The 22,830-nt window shown below is 70.6% G+C and carries 18 protein-coding genes; 14 read left to right on the forward strand and 4 right to left on the reverse strand.

From position 1 onward, the window contains the following. The first annotated feature begins 198 nt into the window (after positions 1-198). The 3 genes from ACWC91_RS09100 to ACWC91_RS09110 all read left to right on the forward strand — a co-directional run bounded on the left by ACWC91_RS09100 (position 199) and on the right by ACWC91_RS09110 (position 5,077). Complete coding sequence (locus tag ACWC91_RS09100; protein ID WP_450644691.1) at positions 199-2,127, forward strand: IucA/IucC family protein; 1,929 nt, start codon at positions 199-201, stop codon at positions 2,125-2,127. 90 nt (positions 2,128-2,217) lie between these two features. Continuing rightward, on the forward strand, positions 2,218-2,958 hold the full coding sequence (locus tag ACWC91_RS09105; RefSeq protein WP_450644689.1) for a GNAT family N-acetyltransferase: 741 nt from the start codon (positions 2,218-2,220) through the stop codon (positions 2,956-2,958). Between the two features lie 145 nt (positions 2,959-3,103). Beyond that, positions 3,104-5,077, forward strand: a complete 1,974-nt coding sequence (locus tag ACWC91_RS09110) for an ATP-dependent DNA helicase (RefSeq protein ID WP_281157257.1) — start codon at positions 3,104-3,106, stop codon at positions 5,075-5,077. Between the two features lie 172 nt (positions 5,078-5,249). Here the strand turns inward: ACWC91_RS09110 and lexA are convergent, their stop codons facing one another. Beyond that, on the reverse strand, positions 5,250-6,029 hold the full coding sequence (gene lexA, locus ACWC91_RS09115) for a transcriptional repressor LexA (RefSeq protein ID WP_141357653.1): 780 nt from the start codon (positions 6,027-6,029) through the stop codon (positions 5,250-5,252). A 563-nt stretch (positions 6,030-6,592) separates the two neighbouring features. Between lexA and nrdR the strand changes: the two genes are divergently transcribed. The 6 genes from nrdR to ACWC91_RS09145 all read left to right on the forward strand — a co-directional run bounded on the left by nrdR (position 6,593) and on the right by ACWC91_RS09145 (position 14,544). Beyond that, entirely contained in the window at positions 6,593-7,147 is a 555-nt protein-coding gene (gene nrdR / locus ACWC91_RS09120; protein WP_225075922.1) for a transcriptional regulator NrdR, read from the forward strand. A 160-nt stretch (positions 7,148-7,307) separates the two neighbouring features. Continuing rightward, positions 7,308-10,202: a vitamin B12-dependent ribonucleotide reductase gene (locus tag ACWC91_RS09125; RefSeq protein ID WP_225075921.1), complete on the forward strand. Its 2,895-nt coding sequence runs from the start codon at positions 7,308-7,310 to the stop codon at positions 10,200-10,202. Positions 10,203-10,529: 327 nt separating this feature from the next. After that, positions 10,530-10,673 (forward strand): hypothetical protein, encoded by a 144-nt coding sequence (locus ACWC91_RS09130; RefSeq protein WP_167358901.1) that lies wholly within the window; start codon positions 10,530-10,532, stop codon positions 10,671-10,673. A gap of 111 nt (positions 10,674-10,784) precedes the next feature. Further along, the gene (locus ACWC91_RS09135) at positions 10,785-11,900 is read left to right on the forward strand and encodes a tyrosine-type recombinase/integrase (RefSeq protein WP_450640184.1); all 1,116 of its coding nucleotides are present in this window, start codon (positions 10,785-10,787) and stop codon (positions 11,898-11,900) included. Next, the gene (locus tag ACWC91_RS09140; RefSeq protein ID WP_450640183.1) at positions 11,897-12,223 is read left to right on the forward strand and encodes a helix-turn-helix domain-containing protein; all 327 of its coding nucleotides are present in this window, start codon (positions 11,897-11,899) and stop codon (positions 12,221-12,223) included. Before ACWC91_RS09135 ends, ACWC91_RS09140 begins: the two co-directional genes overlap by 4 nt. Beyond that, entirely contained in the window at positions 12,220-14,544 is a 2,325-nt protein-coding gene (locus tag ACWC91_RS09145) for an XRE family transcriptional regulator (RefSeq protein WP_450640181.1), read from the forward strand. The genes ACWC91_RS09140 and ACWC91_RS09145 overlap by 4 nt, the downstream gene beginning before the upstream one ends. A gap of 79 nt (positions 14,545-14,623) precedes the next feature. Here the strand turns inward: ACWC91_RS09145 and ACWC91_RS09150 are convergent, their stop codons facing one another. Next, entirely contained in the window at positions 14,624-15,157 is a 534-nt protein-coding gene (locus ACWC91_RS09150) for a TerD family protein (RefSeq protein WP_450640180.1), read from the reverse strand. Between the two features lie 156 nt (positions 15,158-15,313). Here ACWC91_RS09150 and ACWC91_RS09155 point away from each other — a divergent pair, with 156 nt between their 5' ends. From ACWC91_RS09155 to ACWC91_RS09175, 5 genes are all read left to right on the forward strand, one after another. After that, the gene (locus tag ACWC91_RS09155; RefSeq protein WP_281157259.1) at positions 15,314-15,919 is read left to right on the forward strand and encodes a YdbC family protein; all 606 of its coding nucleotides are present in this window, start codon (positions 15,314-15,316) and stop codon (positions 15,917-15,919) included. Positions 15,920-16,034: 115 nt separating this feature from the next. Next, complete coding sequence (locus tag ACWC91_RS09160) at positions 16,035-16,703, forward strand: histidine phosphatase family protein (protein WP_225075918.1); 669 nt, start codon at positions 16,035-16,037, stop codon at positions 16,701-16,703. Positions 16,704-16,706: 3 nt separating this feature from the next. Next, the gene (locus ACWC91_RS09165; protein ID WP_225075917.1) at positions 16,707-17,615 is read left to right on the forward strand and encodes an ADP-ribosylglycohydrolase family protein; all 909 of its coding nucleotides are present in this window, start codon (positions 16,707-16,709) and stop codon (positions 17,613-17,615) included. Between the two features lie 429 nt (positions 17,616-18,044). Next, on the forward strand, positions 18,045-18,746 hold the full coding sequence (locus ACWC91_RS09170; RefSeq protein WP_225075916.1) for a ribonuclease HII: 702 nt from the start codon (positions 18,045-18,047) through the stop codon (positions 18,744-18,746). Between the two features lie 68 nt (positions 18,747-18,814). Then, entirely contained in the window at positions 18,815-19,444 is a 630-nt protein-coding gene (locus ACWC91_RS09175) for a hypothetical protein (RefSeq protein WP_450640177.1), read from the forward strand. Positions 19,445-19,672: 228 nt separating this feature from the next. Here the strand turns inward: ACWC91_RS09175 and ACWC91_RS09180 are convergent, their stop codons facing one another. Continuing rightward, positions 19,673-20,287, reverse strand: a complete 615-nt coding sequence (locus tag ACWC91_RS09180) for a hypothetical protein (RefSeq protein WP_225075914.1) — start codon at positions 20,285-20,287, stop codon at positions 19,673-19,675. A 261-nt stretch (positions 20,288-20,548) separates the two neighbouring features. After that, positions 20,549-22,714, reverse strand: a complete 2,166-nt coding sequence (locus ACWC91_RS09185; protein ID WP_450640174.1) for a RecQ family ATP-dependent DNA helicase — start codon at positions 22,712-22,714, stop codon at positions 20,549-20,551. Positions 22,715-22,830 lie beyond the last annotated feature (116 nt).

Raw genomic sequence — 22,830 nt, forward strand, 5'->3', positions numbered from 1 at the left:
GCCGGACAGACCGCCGAAGGCGACCGCCCCACCCCCCCGGGCGCCCCACCAGCACCCTTCGAAACACCCAGATCCTCACCCCTTCCGAGCCCTACCGCTTGGTCCGCCCCGCCCCGCCCCGCCCCGCCCCCGCCGTCGCCCGGCCGGCCCGCCATCCGCCCGGACGCATCGACCCGAACATCACCCTGAGGAGCCGTCTTGAACCTCACCTCCGCCCCCCACGGCCGCTCCCACACCCACGACCCGGCCGAGAAGGTCCCCCGTCAGCCGAGAAGGACACCGGCCGCCCTGCGGCCCGACGGCAGGGCCACAGACCTCCTCGAACACCCCGACCCTCACACCGCCGCCCAGGCCGCGGCCGTGGAGAACCTCTTGCGCTGCTGGGTGCGCGAGACCGGAACGGCGGCTCCCTGCTACGGCACCCTCCGTATTCCCCTCCGGGCCAGCGGGACAGCCCTGCTCGTCCCCGTTCACCACTGGTCCCCAACGGGCTGGCACCGCTTCGGCCTCCCGTACCTGGCCGACGCCCCGGAAGACGCCCCGCCGGCCGACGCCGTCACGGTCGCCACCCTGCTGGTCCGGGAAGCACGCACCAGGAACCGCGCCCCCAGGGCCTCGCAGGCGCCCACAGCCGCCGCCCCGTCAGCGAACCGGGCCTTGACCGAGCCCACCGGCACCGCCGCCCTCGACCTCGTCGCCCGTGTCGCCGACTCCGTTCGTGGCACCACCCTCTTCCTTCGTGACCGCCGGCACCGGCCCACCGACGGAACCGACCGCTTCCTCTCCGCCGAGCAGGCCCTCCTGCTCGGACACCCGCTGCACCCGACCCCCAAGAGCCGCGAGGGCCTGTCGGAGGCCGAAGTCCGCCACTACTCGCCCGAATTGCGAGGCTCCTTCCCGTTGCACTGGATGGCGGTCGCCCGCTCCGTCCTGGCCACCGACTCGGCCTGGACCGAATGCGGCCGGACCGTACCCGCCGACCTGCTCACCGCCCGGCTCGCCGGAGCGGGCCTGCCCCTGCCCGACGGATACGCCGCCCTGCCGCTGCATCCATGGCAGTTGCGCGAAGTGCGCCACCGCGCGGGCACGGCGGCCCTGCTCGACGCGGGACTGCTGCGCGATCTGGGTCCCTACGGGCCGCCCTGGTATCCCACCTCCTCCGTGCGCACCGTCCACCGCACGGGCGCGGCCGCCATGCTCAAGCTGTCACTGGGCCTGCACATCACCAACTCCCGTCGTGAGAACCTCCGCAAGGAACTGCACCGGGGTGTAGAGGTCCACCGGCTGCTGCGCAGCGGGCTCTCCCAGCAGTTGCGTGCGGCGCACCCCGGCTTCGACATCGTCCGGGACCCGGCCTGGCTTGCCGTGGACGACCAGGACGGGACACCCGTGCCGGGCCTGGACGTGATGATCCGGCACAACCCGTTCAACCCGTCGGACGACGTCTCCTGCGTCGCCGGACTCGTGGCACCCCGGCCCTACCCCCGGGCCGACGCCCCCCTCACCCTGCGGTCCCGCCTGGCCGAGGTCGTCACCGGCCTCGCCCTACGCACCGGCCGCCCGTCGAGAGCCGTCGCCACCGAGTGGTTCCTGCGCTACCTCGAGCAGGTGGTCCGCCCCGTGCTGTGGCTGGACGGCGAGGCCGGAGTCGCCCTGGAGGCCCACCAGCAGAACACGCTGCTCCTGCTGGACGACGAAGGCTGGCCCGCGGGCGGTCGCTACCGCGACAACCAGGGCTACTACTTCCGCGTCTCCCGGCACGCGGAACTCGACGCCCGGCTGCCCGGCATCGGCGAGCACAGCGACACCTTCGTCTCCGACGACGTCACCGACGAACGCTTCGCCTACTACCTCGCCATCAACAACGTGTTCGGTCTCATCGGCGCCTTCGGCTCCCAACGGCTCGCCGACGAGCGGCTGTTGCTGGCCGCCTTCCGCCGCTTCCTCGCCGACGCGGCCTCCGGCCCCGCCCGTACGCGCTCCACCCTGCCCTTCCGCCTGCTCGACTCCCCGGTCCTGCGCTGCAAGGCCAACCTGCTGACCCGGCTGCACGGCCTCGACGAACTCGTCGGCCCGGTCGACACCCAGTCCGTCTACGTCACCATCGCCAACCCCCTGTACCTCTGATCCGCGCCCCTACCTCTGACCCGCACCCCGACTCGCGTCAGCCGTAAACCCTCCGTCCCCCGTAAACCCGTCTTCCGAGAGGAGCGCGCCATGCCTCCCACCGATGCCGGCGCCGACACCGGTCAAGCGCAGGCAACCGCTCCCCACCGCCGTCCGGCCAAGGCGGGCGCCGACGGCGAGGACACGCTCGACCTGCGTCTGCCGGACGACTTCGTCGCGCTCTTCCGGCAGACGACCGGGACGGACACCCCGGCCACGGCCGACCTGCTCGACGGCGTGGGTGGCTGGGGCCCCACCCGCACACCCGCCGGCACCTTCCAGCTGGTCCCCGTCCGGCTCGAGCAGGATCTGCCGCTGATCAGCCGCTGGATGAACGACCCCGCCGTCGCGGAGTTCTGGCAGTTGGCCGGGCCGCGGGACGTGACCGAGGCTCATCTGCTCGCGCAACTCGACGGCGACGGTCGCAGCGTCCCCTGCATCGGCCTGCTCGAAGGCACTCCGATGAGCTACTGGGAGATCTACCGGGCCGACCTCGATCCGCTGGCCCGGCACTACCCGGCCCGACCGCACGACACCGGTATCCATCTCCTCATCGGCGGCGTCGCCGACCGTGGGCGGGGGCTCGGCGGCACCCTGCTCAGAGCCGTGGCCGACCTGGTACTCGACCAACGCATCCCTTGTGCCCGCGTCCTGGCGGAACCCGACCTTCGCAACGCACCCTCCCTGGCCGCTTTTCTGAGCGCCGGCTTCCGGTTCGCCGCCGAGGTCGACCTGCCCGCCAAGCGGGCCGCCCTCATGATCCGCGACCGGTCCCTGCGTGATCTGCTGTGACAGCGCGCCACAGTGTCATCACTTCTGGTACACCCCTCGGGCCGATCCGGTTCCCGCCCCGCCGGATCCGCATGAGGGATACCCGGCCACCGGTCCCCGCCTTGATCGCCCGATTGTCGGTCCCGAGCCGTAGGGTGGTCGCGCTATGACGAAGCCCTCCCTCCCCGAACTCCTGCATGCCGCCGTCACCGCCGTCGGCGGTACGGAGCGCCCCGGCCAGGTGACCATGGCCCAAGCCGTCGCGGACGCGATCGACGACAGCTCGCATCTGCTGGTCCAGGCCGGCACCGGCACCGGAAAGTCCCTCGGCTATCTCGTGCCCGCCCTCGCCCACGGGGAGAGAGTGGTCGTGGCCACCGCCACCCTCGCCCTCCAGCGCCAGCTCGTCGAGCGGGACCTGCCGCGCACCGTCGACGCCCTGCACCCGCTGCTGCGCCGCCGCCCGGAGTTCGCCATGCTCAAGGGCCGGTCGAACTATCTGTGCCTGCACCGCCTGCACGAGGGCATGCCGCAGGACGAGGAGGAGGGACTGTTCGACCAGTTCGAGGCCGCCGCGCCCACCAGCAAGCTGGGCCAGGACCTGCTGCGGCTGCGCGACTGGGCAGACGAGACCGAGTCCGGTGACCGCGACGACCTGGCGCCCGGAGTGTCCGATCGGGCCTGGGCGCAGGTGTCGGTCTCGTCGCGGGAGTGCCTGGGCGCCTCCAAGTGCGCCTACGGTGCGGAATGCTTCGCCGAGATGGCCCGGGAACACGCCAAGCTCGCCGAGGTCGTCGTCACCAACCACGCGCTGCTCGCGATCGACGCCATCGAGGGCGCGCCGGTCCTCCCGCAGCACGAGGTGCTCATCGTCGACGAGGCACACGAACTCGTCTCCCGGGTCACGGGCGTCGCCACCGGTGAGCTCACTCCCGGCCAGGTCAACCGCGCGGTGCGCCGTGCCGCCAAGCTGGTGAACGAGAAGGCCGCCGACCAGTTGCAGACCGCGGCCGAGGGCTTCGAGCGCCTGATGGAGCTCGCCCTGCCCGGCCGCCTGGAGGAGATCCCCGAGGACCTCGGCTATGTGCTGCTGGCGCTGCGGGACGCCTCGCGCAACGTCATCTCCGCACTCGGCACGACCCGGGACAGGTCGGTCCAGGACGAGGACGCCGTCCGCAAGCAGGCACTCGCCTCGGTGGAGAACGTGCACGACGTGGCGGAGCGCATCACCAACGGTTCCGAGTGGGACGTCGTCTGGTACGAACGCCACGACCGCTTCGGCGCCTCTCTGCGCGTCGCGCCCATGTCCGTCTCGGGCCTGCTGCGGGAGAAGCTCTTCACGGACCGCTCCGTCGTCCTGACCTCCGCGACCCTCAAACTCGGCGGCGACTTCAACGGCGTCGGCGCCTCCCTCGGCCTCGCGCCGGAGGGCACCGAGGGCGACGACGTTCCGCAGTGGAAGGGCGTCGACGTCGGCTCGCCGTTCGACTACCCCAAGCAGGGCATCCTGTACATCGCCAAGCACCTGTCGCGTCCCGCGCGGGACGGTGACCGGGGCGACATGCTCGACGAGCTGACGGAGCTGATCCAGGCGGCGGGCGGACGCACGCTCGGGCTGTTCTCCTCCATGCGGGCCGCCCAGCTGGCCGCGGAGGAGCTGCGCAGCCGTATCCCCGAGTTCCCGATCCTGCTCCAGGGCGAGGAGACGCTGGGCGAACTGATCAAGAACTTCGCGGCGGATCCGAAGACCTGCCTCTTCGGCACGTTGTCGCTCTGGCAGGGCGTGGACGTCCCCGGGCCCAGCTGCCAGCTGGTCGTCATGGACAAGATCCCGTTCCCGCGTCCCGACGACCCGGTGATGAGCGCCCGCCAGAAGGCCGTGGAGGACGCCGGCGGCAACGGCTTCATGGCGGTGGCCGCCACCCACGCGGCGCTCCTCATGGCCCAGGGCGCCGGACGTCTCGTACGGGCCTCGGGGGACCGGGGTGTGGTCGCCGTACTGGATCCGCGTCTGGCGACGGCCCGGTACGGCGGCTATCTGAAGGCGTCGCTGCCCGACTTCTGGAACACCACGGACCGCAACCAGGTGCGCAAGTCACTGGCGGCCATCAACGCGATGGCCGAGCAGGAGGGGAAGTGATCGCGGGGGTAGCCTGACCGGCGCCGGTCAGGCTACCCCCGCGATCCGAAAGCGCGTCGACCAGGGCCGTTCAGTACGGGGGCGACGCGCAGCACGGAGCCCCGGAACCGGCGCAGGGGTCCCGGGGCCCGATCAAGGGGCAGGTGGGCGAGCCCGCCGCCCGGCGCGGTTCTCACACGCGCCGCAGCACCGCCACCACCTTGCCGAGGATGGTCGCGTCGTCGCCCGGGATCGGCTCGTACGCCGCGTTGTGCGGGAGGAGCCAGACGTGCCCGTCCTCGCGCTTGAAGCGCTTGACGGTGGCCTCGCCGTCGATCATCGCGGCCACGATGTCGCCGTTCTCGGCGACCTGCTGGCGGCGGACGGTGACCCAGTCGCCGTCACAGATCGCGGCCTCGATCATCGAGTCACCGACGACCTTGAGGACGAACAGCTCTCCGTCACCGACCAGCTGGCGGGGCAGGGGGAAGACGTCCTCGACCGACTCCTCGGCGAGGATGGGACCACCGGCCGCGATCCGGCCGACCAGAGGGACGTAGGAGGCGGCCGGCTTGCCCACCGTGTCCGTCGGCTGCAACGCGGTGGCCTGGTCCGAACCGCGGACCTCGTACGCGCGAGGACGGTGCGGATCACGCCGCAGGAATCCCTTGCGCTCGAGCGCCATCAGCTGGTGTGCGACCGAGGAAGTGCTGGAGAGGCCGACCGCCTGCCCGATCTCCCGCATGGACGGCGGGTAGCCGCGCCGCTGCACGGAGTCCCTGATGACCTCGATCACCCGGCGCTGACGGTCGGTGAGGCCCGAGCTGTCGGCCCGGATGCCCGGAGGTCGGCCCGGCAGGGAGCGCTTGTGCCCCTCGGGATTCGTGGCTTCGTTCATCGCATGCACCGGCTCGAGTCGGCCCTGGGAGCGGTCCTGGGCAGTGATGGTGGCACTGTCTGCGGTGGTGGTCACGTCGGCCCCTCTCGATGGTCTCCCTCCGGCACAACGGTAGTTGCTTTCGAAAGGTTGCGCCAAACACACGTTCGAGTGAAAAAACGCCGTCAACCGGACTTGATCGCGTTTCTGGGTGTATGGGCAACGCGGTGCCCGGCTGGCAAAAGGGCTCATTGTTGTACTCTTCACCGCCGGGATGCGACCTCGTGGGCTGCCGCCCCAGTCTGCCATCCGGGGTCCCGCCGGCCGGGTGCCGCCTCCCGTCTGCCCGGGAGTCCCACGCGTCCTCCGTGCGGCGCTCACGGTATCTCCGTAAGCTCCCCGGCGGGCACGGGCGCCACCGACGTGTTGCCCGCGGCGGCTCCGGCGCACGGCGCGCCGCCGTATCCGTGCGACACGCGCGCCTCGCCTGCCTGTATGGAGCCAATCCCCACATGTAGTGGTTGGATAGCTACAGCAGCCCACAGATTGTGTTCCCCCCGGTCTTCGGGCCGCCGTTCATCGCCTATGCTTGTGGCTGCTTCGCGGGGCCCATGGGTCCGGTGAGGCCATTGAGCCTGCTGTGAGGAGGGTTGGAGTCCATGCACTGCCCCTTCTGCAGGCACCCCGACAGCCGCGTGGTCGACAGTCGTACGACGGACGACGGCACGTCCATCCGCAGGCGCCGCCAGTGCCCTGACTGCTCCCGTCGGTTCACGACAGTGGAGACGTGCTCGCTCATGGTGGTCAAGCGGTCCGGAGTCACCGAGGCCTTCAGTCGGATCAAGGTCATCAACGGTGTGCGCAAGGCATGCCAGGGGCGGCCCGTCACCGAGGACGCGCTCGCCCAGCTGGGCCAGCGGGTCGAGGAGGCGGTGCGCGCCAGCGGGAGCGCCGAGGTGGCCGCTCATGACGTGGGGCTCGCCATACTCGGCCCCCTGAAGGAGCTCGACCTCGTCGCCTATCTGCGGTTCGCGTCGGTCTACCGGGCGTTCGACTCGCTCGAGGACTTCGAGTCCGCCATCGCGGAACTCAGGGAAGGAACGGGACACCTCGCCGCGCAGGACGGCGACGGCGTTTGTGAGGGGTGCCAGGAAGACGGCCGCGGGCGCGGCGGGACGGCTGAGGTCCCCCTGCCCGCAGGCACCGCCGACTGAGCAGCGGGCCGGTCCGGGCGGTGCGTCCGGACCCGGCTCGGCGGCGGTGAGGAAGACCTGTCGCGGGTGGCAGCGAGGGTTGCCCGCGACACCAGACAGAACACCGTGCTCCGGAACACAGGGGCACTTCAGGGCGTTTACGCCCGTACAGGGAGGCGGCATGACAGAGACGGCGAGCGGTCCGGCACGAGGTTCCCGAGCCAAGGGCACCAAGGCCAGCAAGGGGCTGCGTATCGAGCGCATCCACACCACCCCCGGCGTGCACCCGTACGACGAGGTGGCCTGGGAGCGCCGTGACGTCGTCATGACCAACTGGCGCGACGGCTCGGTCAACTTCGAGCAGCGTGGCGTCGAGTTCCCCGACTTCTGGTCGGTGAACGCGGTCAACATCGTCACCAGCAAGTACTTCCGCGGTGCCGTCGGCACCCCGCAGCGCGAGACCAGCCTCAGGCAGCTGATCGACCGCATCGTGAAGACGTACCGGAAGGCCGGCGAGGACCACAAGTACTTCGCCTCGCCCGCCGACGCCGAGATCTTCGAGCACGAGCTGGCCTACGCCCTCCTGCACCAGATCTTCAGCTTCAACAGCCCCGTCTGGTTCAACGTCGGCACCAAGCAGCCCCAGCAGGTCTCCGCCTGCTTCATCCTGTCCGTCGACGACTCCATGGAGTCGATCCTCGACTGGTACAAGGAAGAGGGCATGATCTTCAAGGGCGGCTCCGGCGCCGGCCTGAACCTCTCCCGTATCCGCTCCTCCAAGGAGCTGCTCTCCTCCGGCGGAAACGCCTCCGGGCCCGTCTCCTTCATGCGCGGTGCCGACGCCTCCGCGGGCACCATCAAGTCCGGCGGTGCCACCCGCCGCGCGGCCAAGATGGTCATCCTCGACGTCGACCACCCCGACATCGAGGACTTCATCCAGACCAAGGTCAAGGAGGAGGAGAAGATCCGCGCCCTGCGCGACGCGGGCTTCGACATGGACCTCGGCGGCGAGGACATCACCTCTGTTCAGTACCAGAACGCCAACAACTCGGTCCGCGTGAACGACACGTTCATGAAGGCGGTCGAGCAGAGCGGGACGTTCGGCCTGCGCGCGCGGATGACCGGCGAGGTCATCGAGCAGGTCGACGCGAAGGACCTGTTCCGGAAGATGGCCGAGGCCGCCTGGGCCTGCGCCGACCCGGGCATCCAGTACGACGACACGATCAACCACTGGCACACCTGCCCGGAGTCCGGCCGCATCAACGGCTCGAACCCCTGCAGCGAGTACATGCACCTGGACAACACGTCCTGCAACCTGGCCTCGCTGAACCTGATGAAGTTCCTCAAGGACGACGGCAAGGGCAACCAGTCCTTCCAGGTCGAGCGCTTCGCCCAGGTCGTCGAGCTGGTCATCACGGCGATGGACATCTCCATCTGCTTCGCGGACTTCCCGACCCAGAAGATCGGCGAGAACACCCGCGCGTTCCGCCAGCTCGGCATCGGCTACGCCAACCTCGGCGCGCTGCTGATGGCGACGGGCCACGCCTACGACTCCGACGGCGGCCGCGCCCTCGCCGGTGCCATCACCTCCCTGATGACCGGTACCGCCTACAGGCGCTCGGCCGAGCTCGCCGCGGTCGTCGGCCCGTACGACGGCTACGCCCGCAACGCCCAGCCGCACCTGCGGGTGATGAAGCAGCACGCCGACGCCAACACCACGGCCGTCCGCATGGACGACCTGGACACGCCGGTCTGGGCCGCCGCCACGGAGGCCTGGCAGGACGTGCTGCGGCTCGGCGAGAAGAACGGCTTCCGCAACTCCCAGGCGTCCGTCCTGGCGCCCACCGGCACCATCGGCCTGGCCATGTCCTGCGACACCACGGGTGTCGAGCCCGACCTCGCGCTGGTCAAGTTCAAGAAGCTGGTCGGCGGCGGCTCGATGCAGATCGTCAACGGCACCGTCCCGCAGGCCCTGCGCCGCCTGGGCTACCAGGAGGAGCAGATCGAGGCGGTCGTCGCCCACATCGCCGAGCACGGCAACGTGATCGACGCCCCCGGCCTCAAGCACGAGCACTACGAGGTGTTCGACTGCGCCATGGGCGAGCGCGCCATCTCCCCGATGGGCCACGTCCGCATGATGGCCGCGATCCAGCCGTGGATCTCCGGCGCCATCTCCAAGACGGTCAACATGCCGGAGTCGGCGACCGTCGAGGAGGTCCAGGAGATCTACTTCGAGGCGTGGAAGCTGGGCGTCAAGGCGCTCGCCATCTACCGCGACAACTGCAAGGTCGGCCAGCCCCTCTCCGCCAAGAAGAAGGAGGACGAGAAGGCCGAGATCACCGAGAAGGCCGAGGGCACGATCCGCAGCGCGGTCGAGAAGGTCGTCGAGTACCGCCCGGTCCGCAAGCGCCTGCCCAAGGGCCGGCCCGGCATCACCACCTCCTTCACGGTCGGCGGTGCCGAGGGCTACATGACCGCCAATTCGTACCCGGACGACGGTCTCGGCGAGGTCTTCCTGAAGATGTCCAAGCAGGGCTCGACGCTCGCGGGAATGATGGACGCCTTCTCGATCGCCGTGTCGGTGGGCCTTCAGTACGGCGTGCCGCTGGAGACGTACGTCTCGAAGTTCACCAACATGCGCTTCGAGCCGGCCGGTATGACCGACGACCCGGACGTGCGGATGGCGCAGTCGATCGTCGACTACATCTTCCGCCGCCTGGCGCTGGACTTCCTGCCCTTCGAGACGCGCTCCGCGCTCGGCATCCACTCCGCCGAGGAGCGTCAGCGCCACCTCGAGACCGGCTCCTACGAGCCGACCGACGACGAGCTCGACGTCGAGGGCCTGGCCCAGTCGGCGCCCCGGCAGACCGACCTGAAGGCGGTCGCCACGCCGAAGGCCGAGGTCGAGGCGGCCAAGCCCGCCCCCAAGCAGGCGCACACCAGCGCCGAGCTGGTGGAGATGCAGTTGGGCATCCAGGCCGACGCCCCGCTGTGCTTCTCCTGCGGTACGAAGATGCAGCGGGCCGGCTCCTGCTACATCTGCGAGGGCTGTGGCTCGACCAGCGGTTGCAGCTGATACCGGGCGGAATTGCGTCAGATGCAACACCCGACGTAGCTGCACCTGAAGCGTGATCTCTGAGAGGGAGGGGCGTCAGCCCTGGGCTCACGCCCCTCCCTTTCCGCAGTTGGTACACCACGACTGCGTTTGAGAACACGCGTCGCGCCGAAGGCGCGAGAAGAGATCGTTCCGGGGGCGCAAGCCCCTGGAATGACGAACGCCCAGCCTTGTAGGGGGCCGGGCGGTCGTTGCGGTCAGGAACGTAATGTCCTGCGCGTGTAAGGACCTGCATGACATCACGTCCTGGTCTGCGATGCAAAAGCAACCAGGAAGGGAGTGATGGACATGACGAACAAGCGTCAGACCAGCAAGAAGGTCGCCGCGAAGGCCAGCAAGCAGCTGACCAGCCCGAAGTCGACCCCGGCGCAGAAGTCTGTGGCGGCCAGCGCGTTGTCGCAGACGAAGACCGGCAAGACCAAGAAGAAGTGATACTGGCCGTCCCGGGCCTACACCCGGGGCGGCCAGCCCCGTTTCCGCTGGCCAGGCACGCCGCCGTAACCGATTCAACGATGTTGCGTTGAATGCATCGTGAGTCGAGGGGTGGATCTGCCGGGTGCCGCGCACCTGGTGCTGGCCGACGGCGTCGTGCATCTGGAACCGGAGCCGGCGGTTTTCGAGGCGATGCTGGACGGCTGGGCCCGGCAGCAAAGGACCCGGTTCCTGGACGAGGACGGGACGATCAAGCCGCGGCTGTCGGTGGTGCGGCGGTTCGCGGAGTTCACTAATCAGTACCCCTGGCAGTGGGAGCCTGCCGAGGTCGAGGCGTTCATCGACCACCTAAGGTCGCGGCGCAAGAAGTTCGCCGCGTCCACCGGGCGGAACTACCAGAACGCGCTCCGAATGTTCTGCGAGTACGCCACTGACGCTCGCTACGGCTGGCCCGTGCGCTGTCTGGAACGCTTCGGCCAGGCGCCCGTGCAGATCCTGCACGAGTGGAACACGGTCACCCACAGCAGCGAATACGAGGGCGACGCCGGTCGGCGCCCGCTGACCTACGACGAGGTCCAGGCTCTGTTCGACGCGGCTGACGCACGGGTCGCCGAGATCCGGGCCCGGCGTCGCAAGGGCTCGCTTGCTGCCCTTCGGGACGCGATCCTCCTCAAAACCGTCTACGCCTACGGGCTCCGCCGTCAGGAAGCCTGCGGGCTGGACGTGGCTGACCTACGTCGGAATCCGAAGATGCCGCAGTACGGCCGGTTTGGCGGCCTGTTCGTACGCTACGGAAAGTCCTCGAAGGGAGGGCCGCCCAAGCGCCGCACCGTCTTGACCGTCCCCGAACTGGACTGGAGTGTCGACCTCCTCGACCAGTACCTGCAGGAGGTCCGCCCGGCCTTCTCCCCGGGAAGGCACCCCGCCCTCTGGATCACCGAACGCCGTGGTCGGATGTCCGCCCGCCGCCTGGACGAAGCCTTCGAGACCGCCCGCAAAGCTGCAGACCTGCCCGAAGAACTCGACTTGCACGGGCTTCGCCACAGCTACGTCACGCATCTCGTCGAGTTCGGCTACCCCGAGCGGTTCGTCCAGGACCAGGTCGGCCACGCCTACGCCAGCACCACCGCGATCTACACCGGCGTCTCGGACGAGTACCGCAACCGGTTGCTCCAGCGGATGTTGAAGGAACGGCACGCCGAGCTTTGGGAGGAGGACGAGACGTGATCAAGAAGATGGGCTACCAGTGGCACCTGCGGCAGATCATGGCCACCCGGCAGATGTTCCTGACCACCGACCTGGTTGGCCCACTCGCCGAGCGAGGCATCACCCTGTCCCGGGAACAGGTTTTCCGCCTGGTTACCCAGCCCCCACAGCGGCTTTCGATGGACACCCTCGCGGCGCTCTGCGACATCCTCGGCTGCCAGCCCGGCGACCTCATCGAGGTCCGGGTCGTCAACGAGGAGATCCGCAAGACCGCAGACGAAGCACCGGTCCGGCCGCTGCCGGCCGCACGCCGGACCACGATCCGTCGCCCCGAGGGACTATGACCAAGGCTCGCGACCGCCGCCGAGCCGAACAGCGGCAGGCCGCCCTGGACCGCGTGATCACCGTGCTCACCACCTCGCTGCCCGACCTCGATCGGGCGGAGGCCGTCCAGGCCGTGTCCGAGGCACAAGCCGCCCGGGGCATCCCGCTCCGCGACCTCGACCAGCACCTCGCCGACCACCCCACGGCCCTGATCTCCGGCGAAGCCCACTGCCCGCCTGCCGTCGTCCGCCTCGCCAAGATCTTGCACACTGCGGGACACACAGCCGTGGTCCGACCGGCCTGCACCGACTGCGGAAGATCCAACCTGGACCTCCCACGGCTCGGCCCCAACGGACGCCTCTGCATCAACTGCTCGGCCCGCAGCAGCAAGGGCACCTGCGACCGGTGCGGTCGCACCGACACCCGGCTCGCTGCCCGCCGGACCGAGGGCCTCATCTGCTACTCCTGCTACCGCGTCGACGCGGACGTCGTTGAGGAATGCGCCGTCTGCGGCCAACTCCGCATGCCGGTCACCCGCCGCCCGGACAACTCCCCGCTCTGCGTGTCCTGCTGGGTCGGCCCCCAGCACACCTGCGTGAGCTGCGGCACCGTTGGACCGGCCAAGTCGAACGGCCCGGACGGACCACTCTGCGCGTCCTGCCACCACCGGCAGCAGAAGCCGGTCCGGGAGTGCGGCCGCTGCGGACAAGTCCGACGCATCGCTCGTCGGGCCACCGGCTCGCGGCCGGACATCTGCGAGGACTGCCACAGCGGGCCCACCAACACCTGCTCCATCTGCAGGAAAGTCCGCCCCTGCCACCGCGGGACGAATGGCGCCTGGGCCTGCCGGAGCTGTCGCCCGAGGCTGACCCAGAAATGCTGCCGCTGCGGGCGGACCCGCCGCGTCCACACCCGCTGGCCGATCGGCCCGGTCTGCTCGACCTGCTACACCGTCGTGCTGGACACACCCGCGACCTGCACCGGCTGCGGCCGCCACCAGCCGCTGATCGGCATCACCGAGGACGGCACCAGGATCTGCGGAGCCTGCGCGGGCACCGCCTTCGACTACACCTGCCGCACCTGCGGGCTCGGCGGCCGAACCTACGCCGACGCCCAATGCGCCCGCTGCGTCCTCACCTCCCGCCTCAAGCAGCTGCTGGCTAGCCCCGCCGGGCACATCCCAGCACCCCTACAGCCGCTGCGGGACACTCTCGCCCTGGCCGAACGGCCCCGCGGCATCCTGCACTGGCTCACGCACAGCCCGAACGCCGCCCTCTTCGCCAGCCTGGCCGCCTCCGGCGAACCGATCACCCACCAGCGGCTCGATCAGCTCCCACCCAGCCGACACCTGCACTACGTCCGCCACACCCTCGTGCACCTCGGAGCCCTCCCAGAGCGAGATGAGGAACTCGACCGAATCCCCGCCTGGCTTGACACCGTCCTGGCCGACCGTCCCGCCGGCCACATCCAACTGGTCCGCCCCTACGCGCACTGGCACCTGCTGCGACGAGCCCGACGACGCGCCACCCAGCGACGCCGCCCGGCGGAGCCGGGCTCGTTCCTCCGCACCCGCGTCCTGGTGGCTCTGGAGTTCCTCGCCTGGCTGGACGAGCACGGCCTCGACCTGGACGGACTTCGGCAAGACGGCCTCGACCGCTGGCTGGACGCGGGCAACACCCGCACCTACGCGATCCGCTACTTCCTGTCCTGGACCACCAGCCGCGGCCTCACCGACAAACTCACCGTCCCTTCCATCCCGCGCCAGCAGCCCAGCCGGCTGATGGACGAAGACGGCCGCTGGCAACTGCTGAAACGGTGCCTGACCGACTCCACCCTGGCCCTGGACACCCGGGCCGCCGGCGCACTGATCCTGCTCTTCGGCCTGCACGCGTCCCACGTCCGGCACCTCACCGCGACCCAACTCACCCACCGCGACGGCAACAGCTACCTCACCATCGATCGGCACCCGATCCTGCTGCCGCCCCGGCTCGCCAGGCTCCTCCACCAACTGGCCGAAGCACCCCACACCCGGGCCGCCCTCACCCGCACCAACCGCGGCGAGCCATGGCTCTTCCCCGGCCTCGTCCCCGGCCGCCCCACCTCTCAGACCGGCCTCAGCTCAAAACTCCTGTCGCACGGCATCGACACCAGGCCAGCCCGAAACGCGGCCCTGGTCGCGCTCGCCAGCGACCTGCCCGCACCAGTCCTCGCGAGCATCCTCGGCCTCCACCCCAACACTGCAGTCCGCTGGGCAGGATTCGCCAAGACCTCCTGGGCCGACTACCTCGCCGCCCGCGCCGCAGACCTTCGTCGGCAGAGGAATACGACGCCCCAGAAATAAGTGGTCTGCGCCAGTACCTGACGGTAACGCCGTGAAGTAAGGGGCGTCGGCCATGGGCCGCGCCCCTTACGCGTTTCGGCTATGACGGGCGCGCCCGGCCCATGGCGCGGGTGAAGGTCTCCGGATCGTCCGCGAAGCCGAGGACGCCGGGGCGGAACTCCCAGTTGCCCGCCCCGTTCCGCACGAACTCCGCGACCGTGGCCGCCGTCGCGCCGAGCACACCGCCGAAGTCGTACTCCGCCAGGACGGTGTATCCCTCGCGGACGCGCATTCCCGGACCGAGCACGCCGGCGAAGGTGCGGTGCGCCGGACGCTGCTGGATGACGACGCCGACCACCACGCGCGCGTACCCGTCGTCGAGCCGGTCGAGTTCGAGCGTCATGACCTCGTCCCACCCGAAGCCCTGGCCGTCCCTGCTGTCCCGGCTGAGATAGATGGTTCCGTCGGGGGAACGGCTCGCGAAATGCACCACATAGGCCGGATCACCATGCGGGTCGCCGGCCCTGTAGGCCGCGGCGACCAGATCCAGATCAGTGGGTGGCTGCCCCGCGGGACTGGGATCCCACTTGACCGCGACCTCGACCTTGCCGATCCCCTTGCTGAGTCCGCTCATCCGACTCCCCCTTGACCGACCCCGTGCGCCCCTCTGCCTCAACTTCCGTTCCAGGGGCGCTTGTTGTCCATCGTGCCACGCGCGCGGGGGCGCTTGCGCGGGCGCTGTCCCCACAGGAGTGACCGATGCCACGTCGCAGGGCCTTACGATGGCGCGGTGCTGGTCAAGTGGATTCGCTGCACCGTGGTGGACCGCCGGGGCTTCGAGCGGGGGCAGCGGAAGTGGGCGGGGCTTCTGGGGGAGCCGGGGTTTCGGGGACAGGGGGGCGGGTGGAGCCGGGGACGGCCGGGTGTCGCGCACATCTTCGCCTTCTGGGAGAGCCGTGCCTTCTACGACTCCTTCATGGCCCGCTCCCACGACCGGCTGGCGGCGGCGCAGGCCGGCACCTTCAAGGACGCCCAGGTCCGGCTGTTCGACTACCGGTTCGACGTGAAGACGGGCTTCGAACCCCGCTTCGCGGACGCCGATCTCCTGCGGGTCGCCCTCTGCCGGGTCCACGAGGAGCGCGCCGAGCATTTCACGCTGATGCAGGAGAAGGTCTGGAACCCGGCGATGGCCGGCTCGCCCGGCATGGTGCGCGGCCTGTTCGGTGAGGCTCCCGGCAACGAGTTCCTCGTGCTGTCCATGTGGCAGTCCTCCGCCGAGCACGGCAAGTACCGCACGGAGCGTGTGGAGCGCCTGGCGCTGCGCGCCCAGACGGAGGCCGACATGGTGTCGCTCACGGGCGACATCGTGGAACTCGAGAGCTCCTGGACGGTCTGACGGCGGACGGGCGCCCACGGGCTCGTGTGGCGTGGGCCGCGTGATTTGTGTGATCTGCGCCGTACGAGGCCCGCTGGAGTCCTCGATCAGCGCCGACCCGATCTACTGTTCTGGCATGGCACGACCACGGCGCATCATCCTTGTCCGGCACGGCGAGTCAACGGGCAACGTCGATGACACCGTGTACGAGCGCGAACCCGACCACGCGCTGGCACTCACCGAGCGGGGCCGACGACAGGCCGAGGAGACCGGCAAGGAACTGCGTGACCTGTTCGGACGCGAACGCGTGAGCGTCTACGTCTCCCCCTACCGGCGCACCCACGAGACCCTCCGCTCCTTCCACCTGGACCCCGACCTCATACGCGTGCGCGAAGAGCCGCGGCTGCGCGAGCAGGACTGGGGGAACTGGCAGGAGTGCGACGACGTGCGCCTCCAGAAGACCTACCGGGACGCCTACGGGCACTTCTTCTACCGCTTCGTACAGGGCGAGTCCGGAGCCGACGTCTACGACCGGGTCGGCGGCTTCCTGGAGAGCCTCTTCCGCAGCTTCGAGGACCCCGACCACCCGCCCAACGTCCTCCTGGTGACCCACGGCCTGGCCATGCGGCTCTTCTGCATGCGCTGGTTCCACTGGACCGTCGCCGAGTTCGAGAGCCTTTCGAACCCGGGGAACGCCGAGATGCGGATGCTCGTTCTCGGGGACGACGGCAAGTACACGCTCGACCGTCCGTTCGAGCAGTGGTGTGAGCCGGAATCGTACGGGACCACTGGATGGAACGGCTGAGCGATGATCCCTGACTCCTCTCCGGGCGTGCGCCTGGAGCGCGCCCTGGCCAGCATGCGCGGGCTCGCCGTGGGGGACGCGCTGGGCTCGCAGTTCTTCGCCCCGGTGAACTACCCGCTGCTCAGGCGCCGCGAGCTGCCGTCCGGCCCGTGGCAGTGGACGGACGACACCGAGATGGCCTGCTCCGTCGTCACCGTCCTGGCCGCCCATCACCGTGTCGACCAGGACGCCCTGGCCGAGTCCTTCGCCCGGCGCCACGCACCGGAGCGCGGGTACGGCGCGGGGACGGCCGGTCTGCTGCGGCGGATCAGTGAGGGCGGCGACTGGCGCACGCTGGCGCCCGCGCTGTTCAAGGGGCACGGGTCGTGGGGGAGCGGCGCCGCGATGCGCACGGCGCCCCTGGGCGCCTGGTACGCGGACGACCCGGAGCAGGCCACTCACCAGGCCGAGATCTCCGCCTACCCCACCCATCAGCACCGTGAGGCCGTCGTCGGCGCCATGGCCGTGGCCGCGGCCGCCGCGCTGGCCGCAGCGCCCGGCGGGCCGCCGAGCGCGGAGGCGCTGCTCGGCGGTGTCATCGACCTCGTACCGGCCAGGAGCGCCGTCGGCGCCGGTCTGCGGCGTGCCCGAGACATGCTGGACTACGGCGACGTGGCCACCGTCGCCGCGGTCCTCGGCAGCGGACGGCGCACGACGGCGCACGACACGGTGCCCTTCGCGCTGTGGTCCGCCGCCAGGTGCCTGGCCGACTTCGAGGACGCGTTCTGGACGACCGCCCGGGCCGGCGGCGACGTGGACACCACCTGCGCCATCGTGGGCGGCGTGCTCGCCTCGGGGAAGGCCGGAGCCCCGCCCGCCGAGTGGGTGCGGCGCACGGAGGCGCTGCCCGACTGGGTCCCGATGTCCGTGTGACCTCCGGCTCGCGGTCGCTGCCGGCGCAGGGGGCGAGCGCCCGGGGCGTCCCCGCTCCGTGTTTCGCACGTCGATTCACGAATGCGATCCGACGCGGGCGGAGTGCTTCCAGGTGTGATCTCCGCAGGGGCGATCGAGCCGACGATCAGGCTTCTTCTGGACGTTGTAATTCTTGGAACGCGGCCGGGTGGAGCGGGGTCCGACGCTGCTGGCAGCCTCGTGTGCACAGCCGTCCGGGTGGCGACGACCCGCCACGCCGGGATGTGCACGAGCGAACGAGCGGGCCGTGATCGCCAAGGGGTGACCGGTCGGCCGATGGTTCCGCCACCGCCCCGACCGACCGCTGACCGTACGGGTGCGGGACGTCGCGGTTCTCCGGGGAAACCGGGGTGTCGAAGCGGGATCCGCGCAGCGTAGGCTAAGGGCGCCATGCCGTACGAACCACCCACTCACACCGTCGAGCGCTCTCTCAGGGCCACGACCGGAGCGAAGGTCATTGCCGGTGTCGACGAGGTGGGGCGCGGCGCTTGGGCCGGCCCCGTCACCGTCTGCGCGGCGGTCACCGGACTGCGCCGGCCGCCCGTCGGGCTCACCGACTCGAAACTGCTGACCGTCAAGCGACGCACCGAACTCGCGTCGGAACTGCAGACGTGGGTGACCGCGTACGCCCTCGGTAACTCCTCTCCGGAGGAGATCGACAGCCTGGGGATGACGGCGGCGCTGCGGCTCGCGGCCGTGCGCGCCCTGGAGGCACTGCCCATCCCCCCGGACGCGGTCATCCTCGACGGGAAGCACGACTACCTCGGCGCCCCCTGGAGGGTCCGTACGGTCATCAAGGGGGACCAGTCGTGCGTGGCCGTCGCGGCGGCTTCGGTGATCGCCAAGGTTCACCGCGACAAAATGATGGCCGAACTGGGTATCGAGCATGCAGACTTCGGCTTTGCGGCCAATGCCGGATATCCGTCGCCCGTGCACAAGGCCGCGCTGGAGGAGCGGGGACCCACCCCGTACCACCGGCTGTCGTGGGCGTATCTTGATGCGCTGCCCCGGTGGCGGCATCTCAAGAAGGTCCGCGTCTGGGCAGACGGAGGCGTTCCGGAGGTCGAAGGCCAGCTCGGTTTCGACTTCTGATCGTTCCGCTCGGCCCGAAGTGCCACCCGCCCACGCGAGCCGCACCAACGTTTGATAAATATCAGCCCATGCCTCTCATTCCCGAGGAGCCTCAGATTCACGAGAGTGCCCAGGGTCCCCGCGTCACGCCGTCCGCCGGCCGTACCGCGCCGACCCCCCGCCCCGTTCCCGGCCCCCGTCCCGCGGCTCCGCCGCGCCCCGGTCGTCCAGGTCCCGTACGGCCCGCGCCGCCGGCGCAGCGCGTGTCGCGGGAATCGGCCCCGGCCAAGTCCGCGCCGTCGCGGGCGACCGCCCCCGCCGCCTCGGCGACCCCTCAGATCCAACTCGTTCCGGCTTCCGCGGACGGCGCGCTCGACGCCGCCGAGGAAGCGGTCGACCTGCTCCTGGAGTCGGGCCGTGCCCCCGGCGACGTACTGGTGATCACCACCGGTCAGTCGCATCCGTGGGCCGTGCACGAACTGTCCTTCGGTGAAGCGTCCTACTGGGCGCAGCACGACGCGCGCGACGACGTGTTCTACACGGACGCCGCCGTGGCCTCGCGTGCCGCGTCCCGCCCCGTGGTCGTGGTCGCGGTCAACGGCGGCCCCGAGGCCGCCGGCGCCAAGACCCTGTCCCTGGCGCACACCAAGGCCGGCGCGCTGCTGGTCGTCTGCGGCGACCCACAGCAGATCAACTCGGCGCTGGGCGCGGCTGTCTGAGCCGCGTCCGGCCCGTCCGGCGGTCCTGAGCCCGTACCGCTTCGAGTCCGTGCGGCCTTCAGTCCGTCCGGCGGTCCTGCGGCCCTCCCGGGGGGTCCTGAACCTGTTCGGGGGCCGAGAGAAGGTGACGTCGTGCCCGCCGCGCCGCAAGACCGGCGGCGGGACCTTCGGCGTGCGCGCTCCGGTTGCCCGTCCGGCACGAGCGGACGGCAGGGGGCGTGCCGTCCGTCAGCGGGCCGCCGCGCGGCGCAGCACCTCGGAGGCCGCGCCGCCGGTGCGCGGCAGCGGGGACGGAGCCTCGGCGGTGCCGAAGGGCTCGGGTGCCGAGTACGCGTGCGGCCGCCGGCCCCCGCGGCCCTCGCCGAGGACCTGCCAGCCGTCCCGGGTCAGCGTGATGTACGCCCCGCAGCGCAGCCCGTGCAGTGTGCAGGCGTCACGCAGTCCCCACATCCACGCCCCGTCCTCCTCGGTCCAACGCGCGTCCCCGTCACGGCAGTAGAGCAGTACGGCGGTGCGCACCGGGGTACGGCGCCGCAGGTCGTGCGGGATGACCTGGCGCAGTTGGGCCAGCAGCGCGTTGCGGAACATCCAGCCGTCGGCGGGCGCCGACCGACGGGAGAAGGAGGCGCTCGCCCGCAGCCGCTCGTCCAGGTCGAGGACCGCGACCACGGCGGTGGCGGGCCTGGGGTGGTGCCGGGCGTGCAGTCCGCTGACGACCTCCCGCGGATTGCGCAGCAGCGGGATGCCCGCGGCCGCCCACTCCGCGGGTTCGAGCACACGGTGGACGGAGGTGGCGGACGTCGACAACGATGCCGCCGAGGACGGAGCGAATCCGAAGGTCACGTTCCTCCCTTCGGCTACGCGCCCACACTGCGGGCGGGATCGGATTCGGGGGAGCGCACACCGCAGGAGAGCCCTACCGGCCAACGGCTGAGCCGTGCGGGGAGCGGACTTCAATTCTTCCTGTCGAACTGGGATGCGGCAACGAGCAATTGAGGGCACCGGCCGTTATCAGGCGACCCACGGCTTATATCCCTACCCGGCGCTCGCCCCGCGACTCCTGGGACCGACCGCGTCGTGCACATGGGACCCAGACGTGTCCCATCAGCCCTGCACCGCCAGGACCAGTGGCATCACCGCCTGCGCGCCGGCCCTTCTGAGCAGGCGGGCGGCGACCGCGAGGGTCCAGCCGGTCTCGGTGAAGTCGTCCACGAGCAGCACCGGGCCGGGATGGACGGCCAGGGCGGAGACCAGGTCGGAGGGCACGGTCAGTGCCCCGTCCAGGGCCTTCAGACGCTGGGCGCTGTTGCTCCGCGGTACACGCCGCGCTTCCGGCGTGTACTCCACGCCGCCCAGCAGCGGCAGACGGCCGACCTCCGAGATGTGCGTGCCCAGGGAGTGGATCAGCCGGAGCCGGGTGCGAGAGGGCATGGTGACGACGCCGACCGGGCGCGGTCCCGCGTCCGCCGCGCCCGGGGCCCAGCCGCCGGGTCCTTTCGCCCAGTCGGCCAGTACGCCCACCACCGCACGCGCCACGTCCTCCGGCAGGGGAGCGTCGGATGTCCGGGACGCGAGCATCGGCCGCAGCCGGTTGCCCCAGCCGATGTCCGAGAGACGCCCCAAAGCCCGCCCCTCAGCGGCCTGTTCACCGGCCGGGATACGCCCCCTGAGATCGACGCCCACCGCGGGCAGGCCAGTTGGCCACATACGTCGGGGCTGCACCTCCACACCGGCCCGGCCGAGGTCCACGCGCGCGGCGTCCAGCGCCGCGGTGGAGGTGTCCGCGGTGAAACGGGCGCCCGCGCAGTTGTCGCAGCGACCGCAGGGCCTGGCGCTGTCGTCGTCGAGCCGGCGTTGCAGGAACTCCATCCGACAGCCCGTCGCCGCCGCGTACTCGCGCATCGCCTGCTGCTCGGCCTCCCGCTGCCGCGCGACCCACTCGTACCGCCGCGCGTCGTACGTCCACGGCCGGCCGGTCGCGATCCAGCCGCCCTTGACCCGCTTGACCGCTCCGTCCACGTCGAGCACCTTGAGCATCGCCTCCAGCCGGGAACGGCGCAGCTCGACCAGGGGCTCCAGAGCGGGCAGCGACAGGGACCCCTCAGCGCGGGCGAGCACGTCGAGGGTCCGGCGCACCAGATCCTCGGAGGGGAAGGCGAGCGACGCGAAGTACTCCCAGATCGCCTCGTCCTCCTTCCCGGGAAGCAGGAGCACCTCGGCGTGCTCCACGCCACGGCCCGCGCGGCCCACCTGCTGGTAGTAGGCGATGGGGGAGGACGGCGACCCCAGGTGCACGACGAAACCGAGGTCGGGCTTGTCGAAGCCCATGCCCAGCGCCGAGGTGGCGACCAGGGCCTTGACCTTGTTCGCGAGCAGGTCCTCCTCGGCCTGCTGCCGGTCGGCGTTCTCCGTCTTGCCGGTGTAGGACGCGACCGTGTGGCCGCGCTGCCGCAGGAAGGCGGTGACCTCCTCGGCCGCCGCGACCGTGAGCGTGTAGACGATTCCGGAACCCGGCAGTTCGTCGAGGTGGTCGGCGAGCCAGGCCATCCGGTGCGCGGCGTCCGGCAGCCGCAGCACGTTCAGGCTCAGGCTCTCCCGGTCCAGCGGACCACGCAGTACCAGGGTGTCGAAGGCGTCTCCTGTCCCCAGCTGCTCCGCGACGTCCGCGGTCACACGCGCGTTGGCGGTGGCGGTGGTGGCGAGGACGGGGACGCCGGGCGGGAGCTCGGTGAGCATGGTGCGCAGCCGCCGGTAGTCCGGGCGGAAGTCGTGGCCCCAGTCGGAGATGCAGTGCGCCTCGTCCACCACGAGCAGTCCCGTCGCCGCGGCGAGCTTGGGCAGGACCTGGTCGCGGAAGTCCGGGTTGTTGAGCCGCTCGGGGCTGACCAGCAGGACGTCGACCGCCCCTTCGGCGATCTCGCCCTGAACGGTGTCCCACTCCTCGGTGTTCGCCGAGTTGATCGTCCGGGCGTGGATGCCGGCGCGGGCCGCGGCCTCGACCTGGTTGCGCATGAGGGCGAGCAGCGGGGAGACGATCACGGTGGGGCCGCTTCCGCGCGCCCGGAGCAGGGAGGTGGCCACGAAGTACACCGCGGACTTGCCCCAGCCGGTGCGCTGTACGACCAGGGCCCGGCGCCGGTCGGCGACCAGGGCCTCGATGGCCTTCCACTGGTCCTCGCGCAGTCGGGCCGTGCCCGTGCCGTCCGCGACCAGACGGGCGAGGACCGCGTCGGCCGCCGCCCTGAGGTCCGCGTTGTTCGTGTGCTCCATGCGTCCCATACAACAGGACGGCACTGACAACCGGGAAAGACCAGAGGTGGGCGGCAGCCGGGCCGTGCCGGAAGGCGGGCTGTGGCTGACGTGTCCTCGTCCAGAGTTGTCCACAG

It is taken from the genome of Streptomyces sp. NPDC001204, from assembly GCF_053598035.1.

Excerpts from the sequence above, each read along its gene's own strand:
- ACWC91_RS09105 (WP_450644689.1), top strand. The coding sequence starts at position 2,218 with ATGCCTCCCACCGATGCCGGCGCCGACACCGGTCAAGCGCAGGCAACC.
- ACWC91_RS09110 (WP_281157257.1), top strand. The coding sequence starts at position 3,104 with ATGACGAAGCCCTCCCTCCCCGAACTCCTGCATGCCGCCGTCACCGCC.
- nrdR (WP_225075922.1), top strand. The coding sequence starts at position 6,593 with ATGCACTGCCCCTTCTGCAGGCACCCCGACAGCCGCGTGGTCGACAGT.
- ACWC91_RS09125 (WP_225075921.1), top strand. The coding sequence starts at position 7,308 with ATGACAGAGACGGCGAGCGGTCCGGCACGAGGTTCCCGAGCCAAGGGC.
- ACWC91_RS09130 (WP_167358901.1), top strand. The coding sequence starts at position 10,530 with ATGACGAACAAGCGTCAGACCAGCAAGAAGGTCGCCGCGAAGGCCAGC.
- ACWC91_RS09145 (WP_450640181.1), top strand. The coding sequence starts at position 12,220 with ATGACCAAGGCTCGCGACCGCCGCCGAGCCGAACAGCGGCAGGCCGCC.
- ACWC91_RS09150 (WP_450640180.1), bottom strand. The coding sequence starts at position 15,157 with ATGAGCGGACTCAGCAAGGGGATCGGCAAGGTCGAGGTCGCGGTCAAG.
- ACWC91_RS09160 (WP_225075918.1), top strand. The coding sequence starts at position 16,035 with ATGGCACGACCACGGCGCATCATCCTTGTCCGGCACGGCGAGTCAACG.
- ACWC91_RS09165 (WP_225075917.1), top strand. The coding sequence starts at position 16,707 with ATGATCCCTGACTCCTCTCCGGGCGTGCGCCTGGAGCGCGCCCTGGCC.
- ACWC91_RS09170 (WP_225075916.1), top strand. The coding sequence starts at position 18,045 with ATGCCGTACGAACCACCCACTCACACCGTCGAGCGCTCTCTCAGGGCC.
- ACWC91_RS09175 (WP_450640177.1), top strand. The coding sequence starts at position 18,815 with ATGCCTCTCATTCCCGAGGAGCCTCAGATTCACGAGAGTGCCCAGGGT.
- ACWC91_RS09185 (WP_450640174.1), bottom strand. The coding sequence starts at position 22,714 with ATGGAGCACACGAACAACGCGGACCTCAGGGCGGCGGCCGACGCGGTC.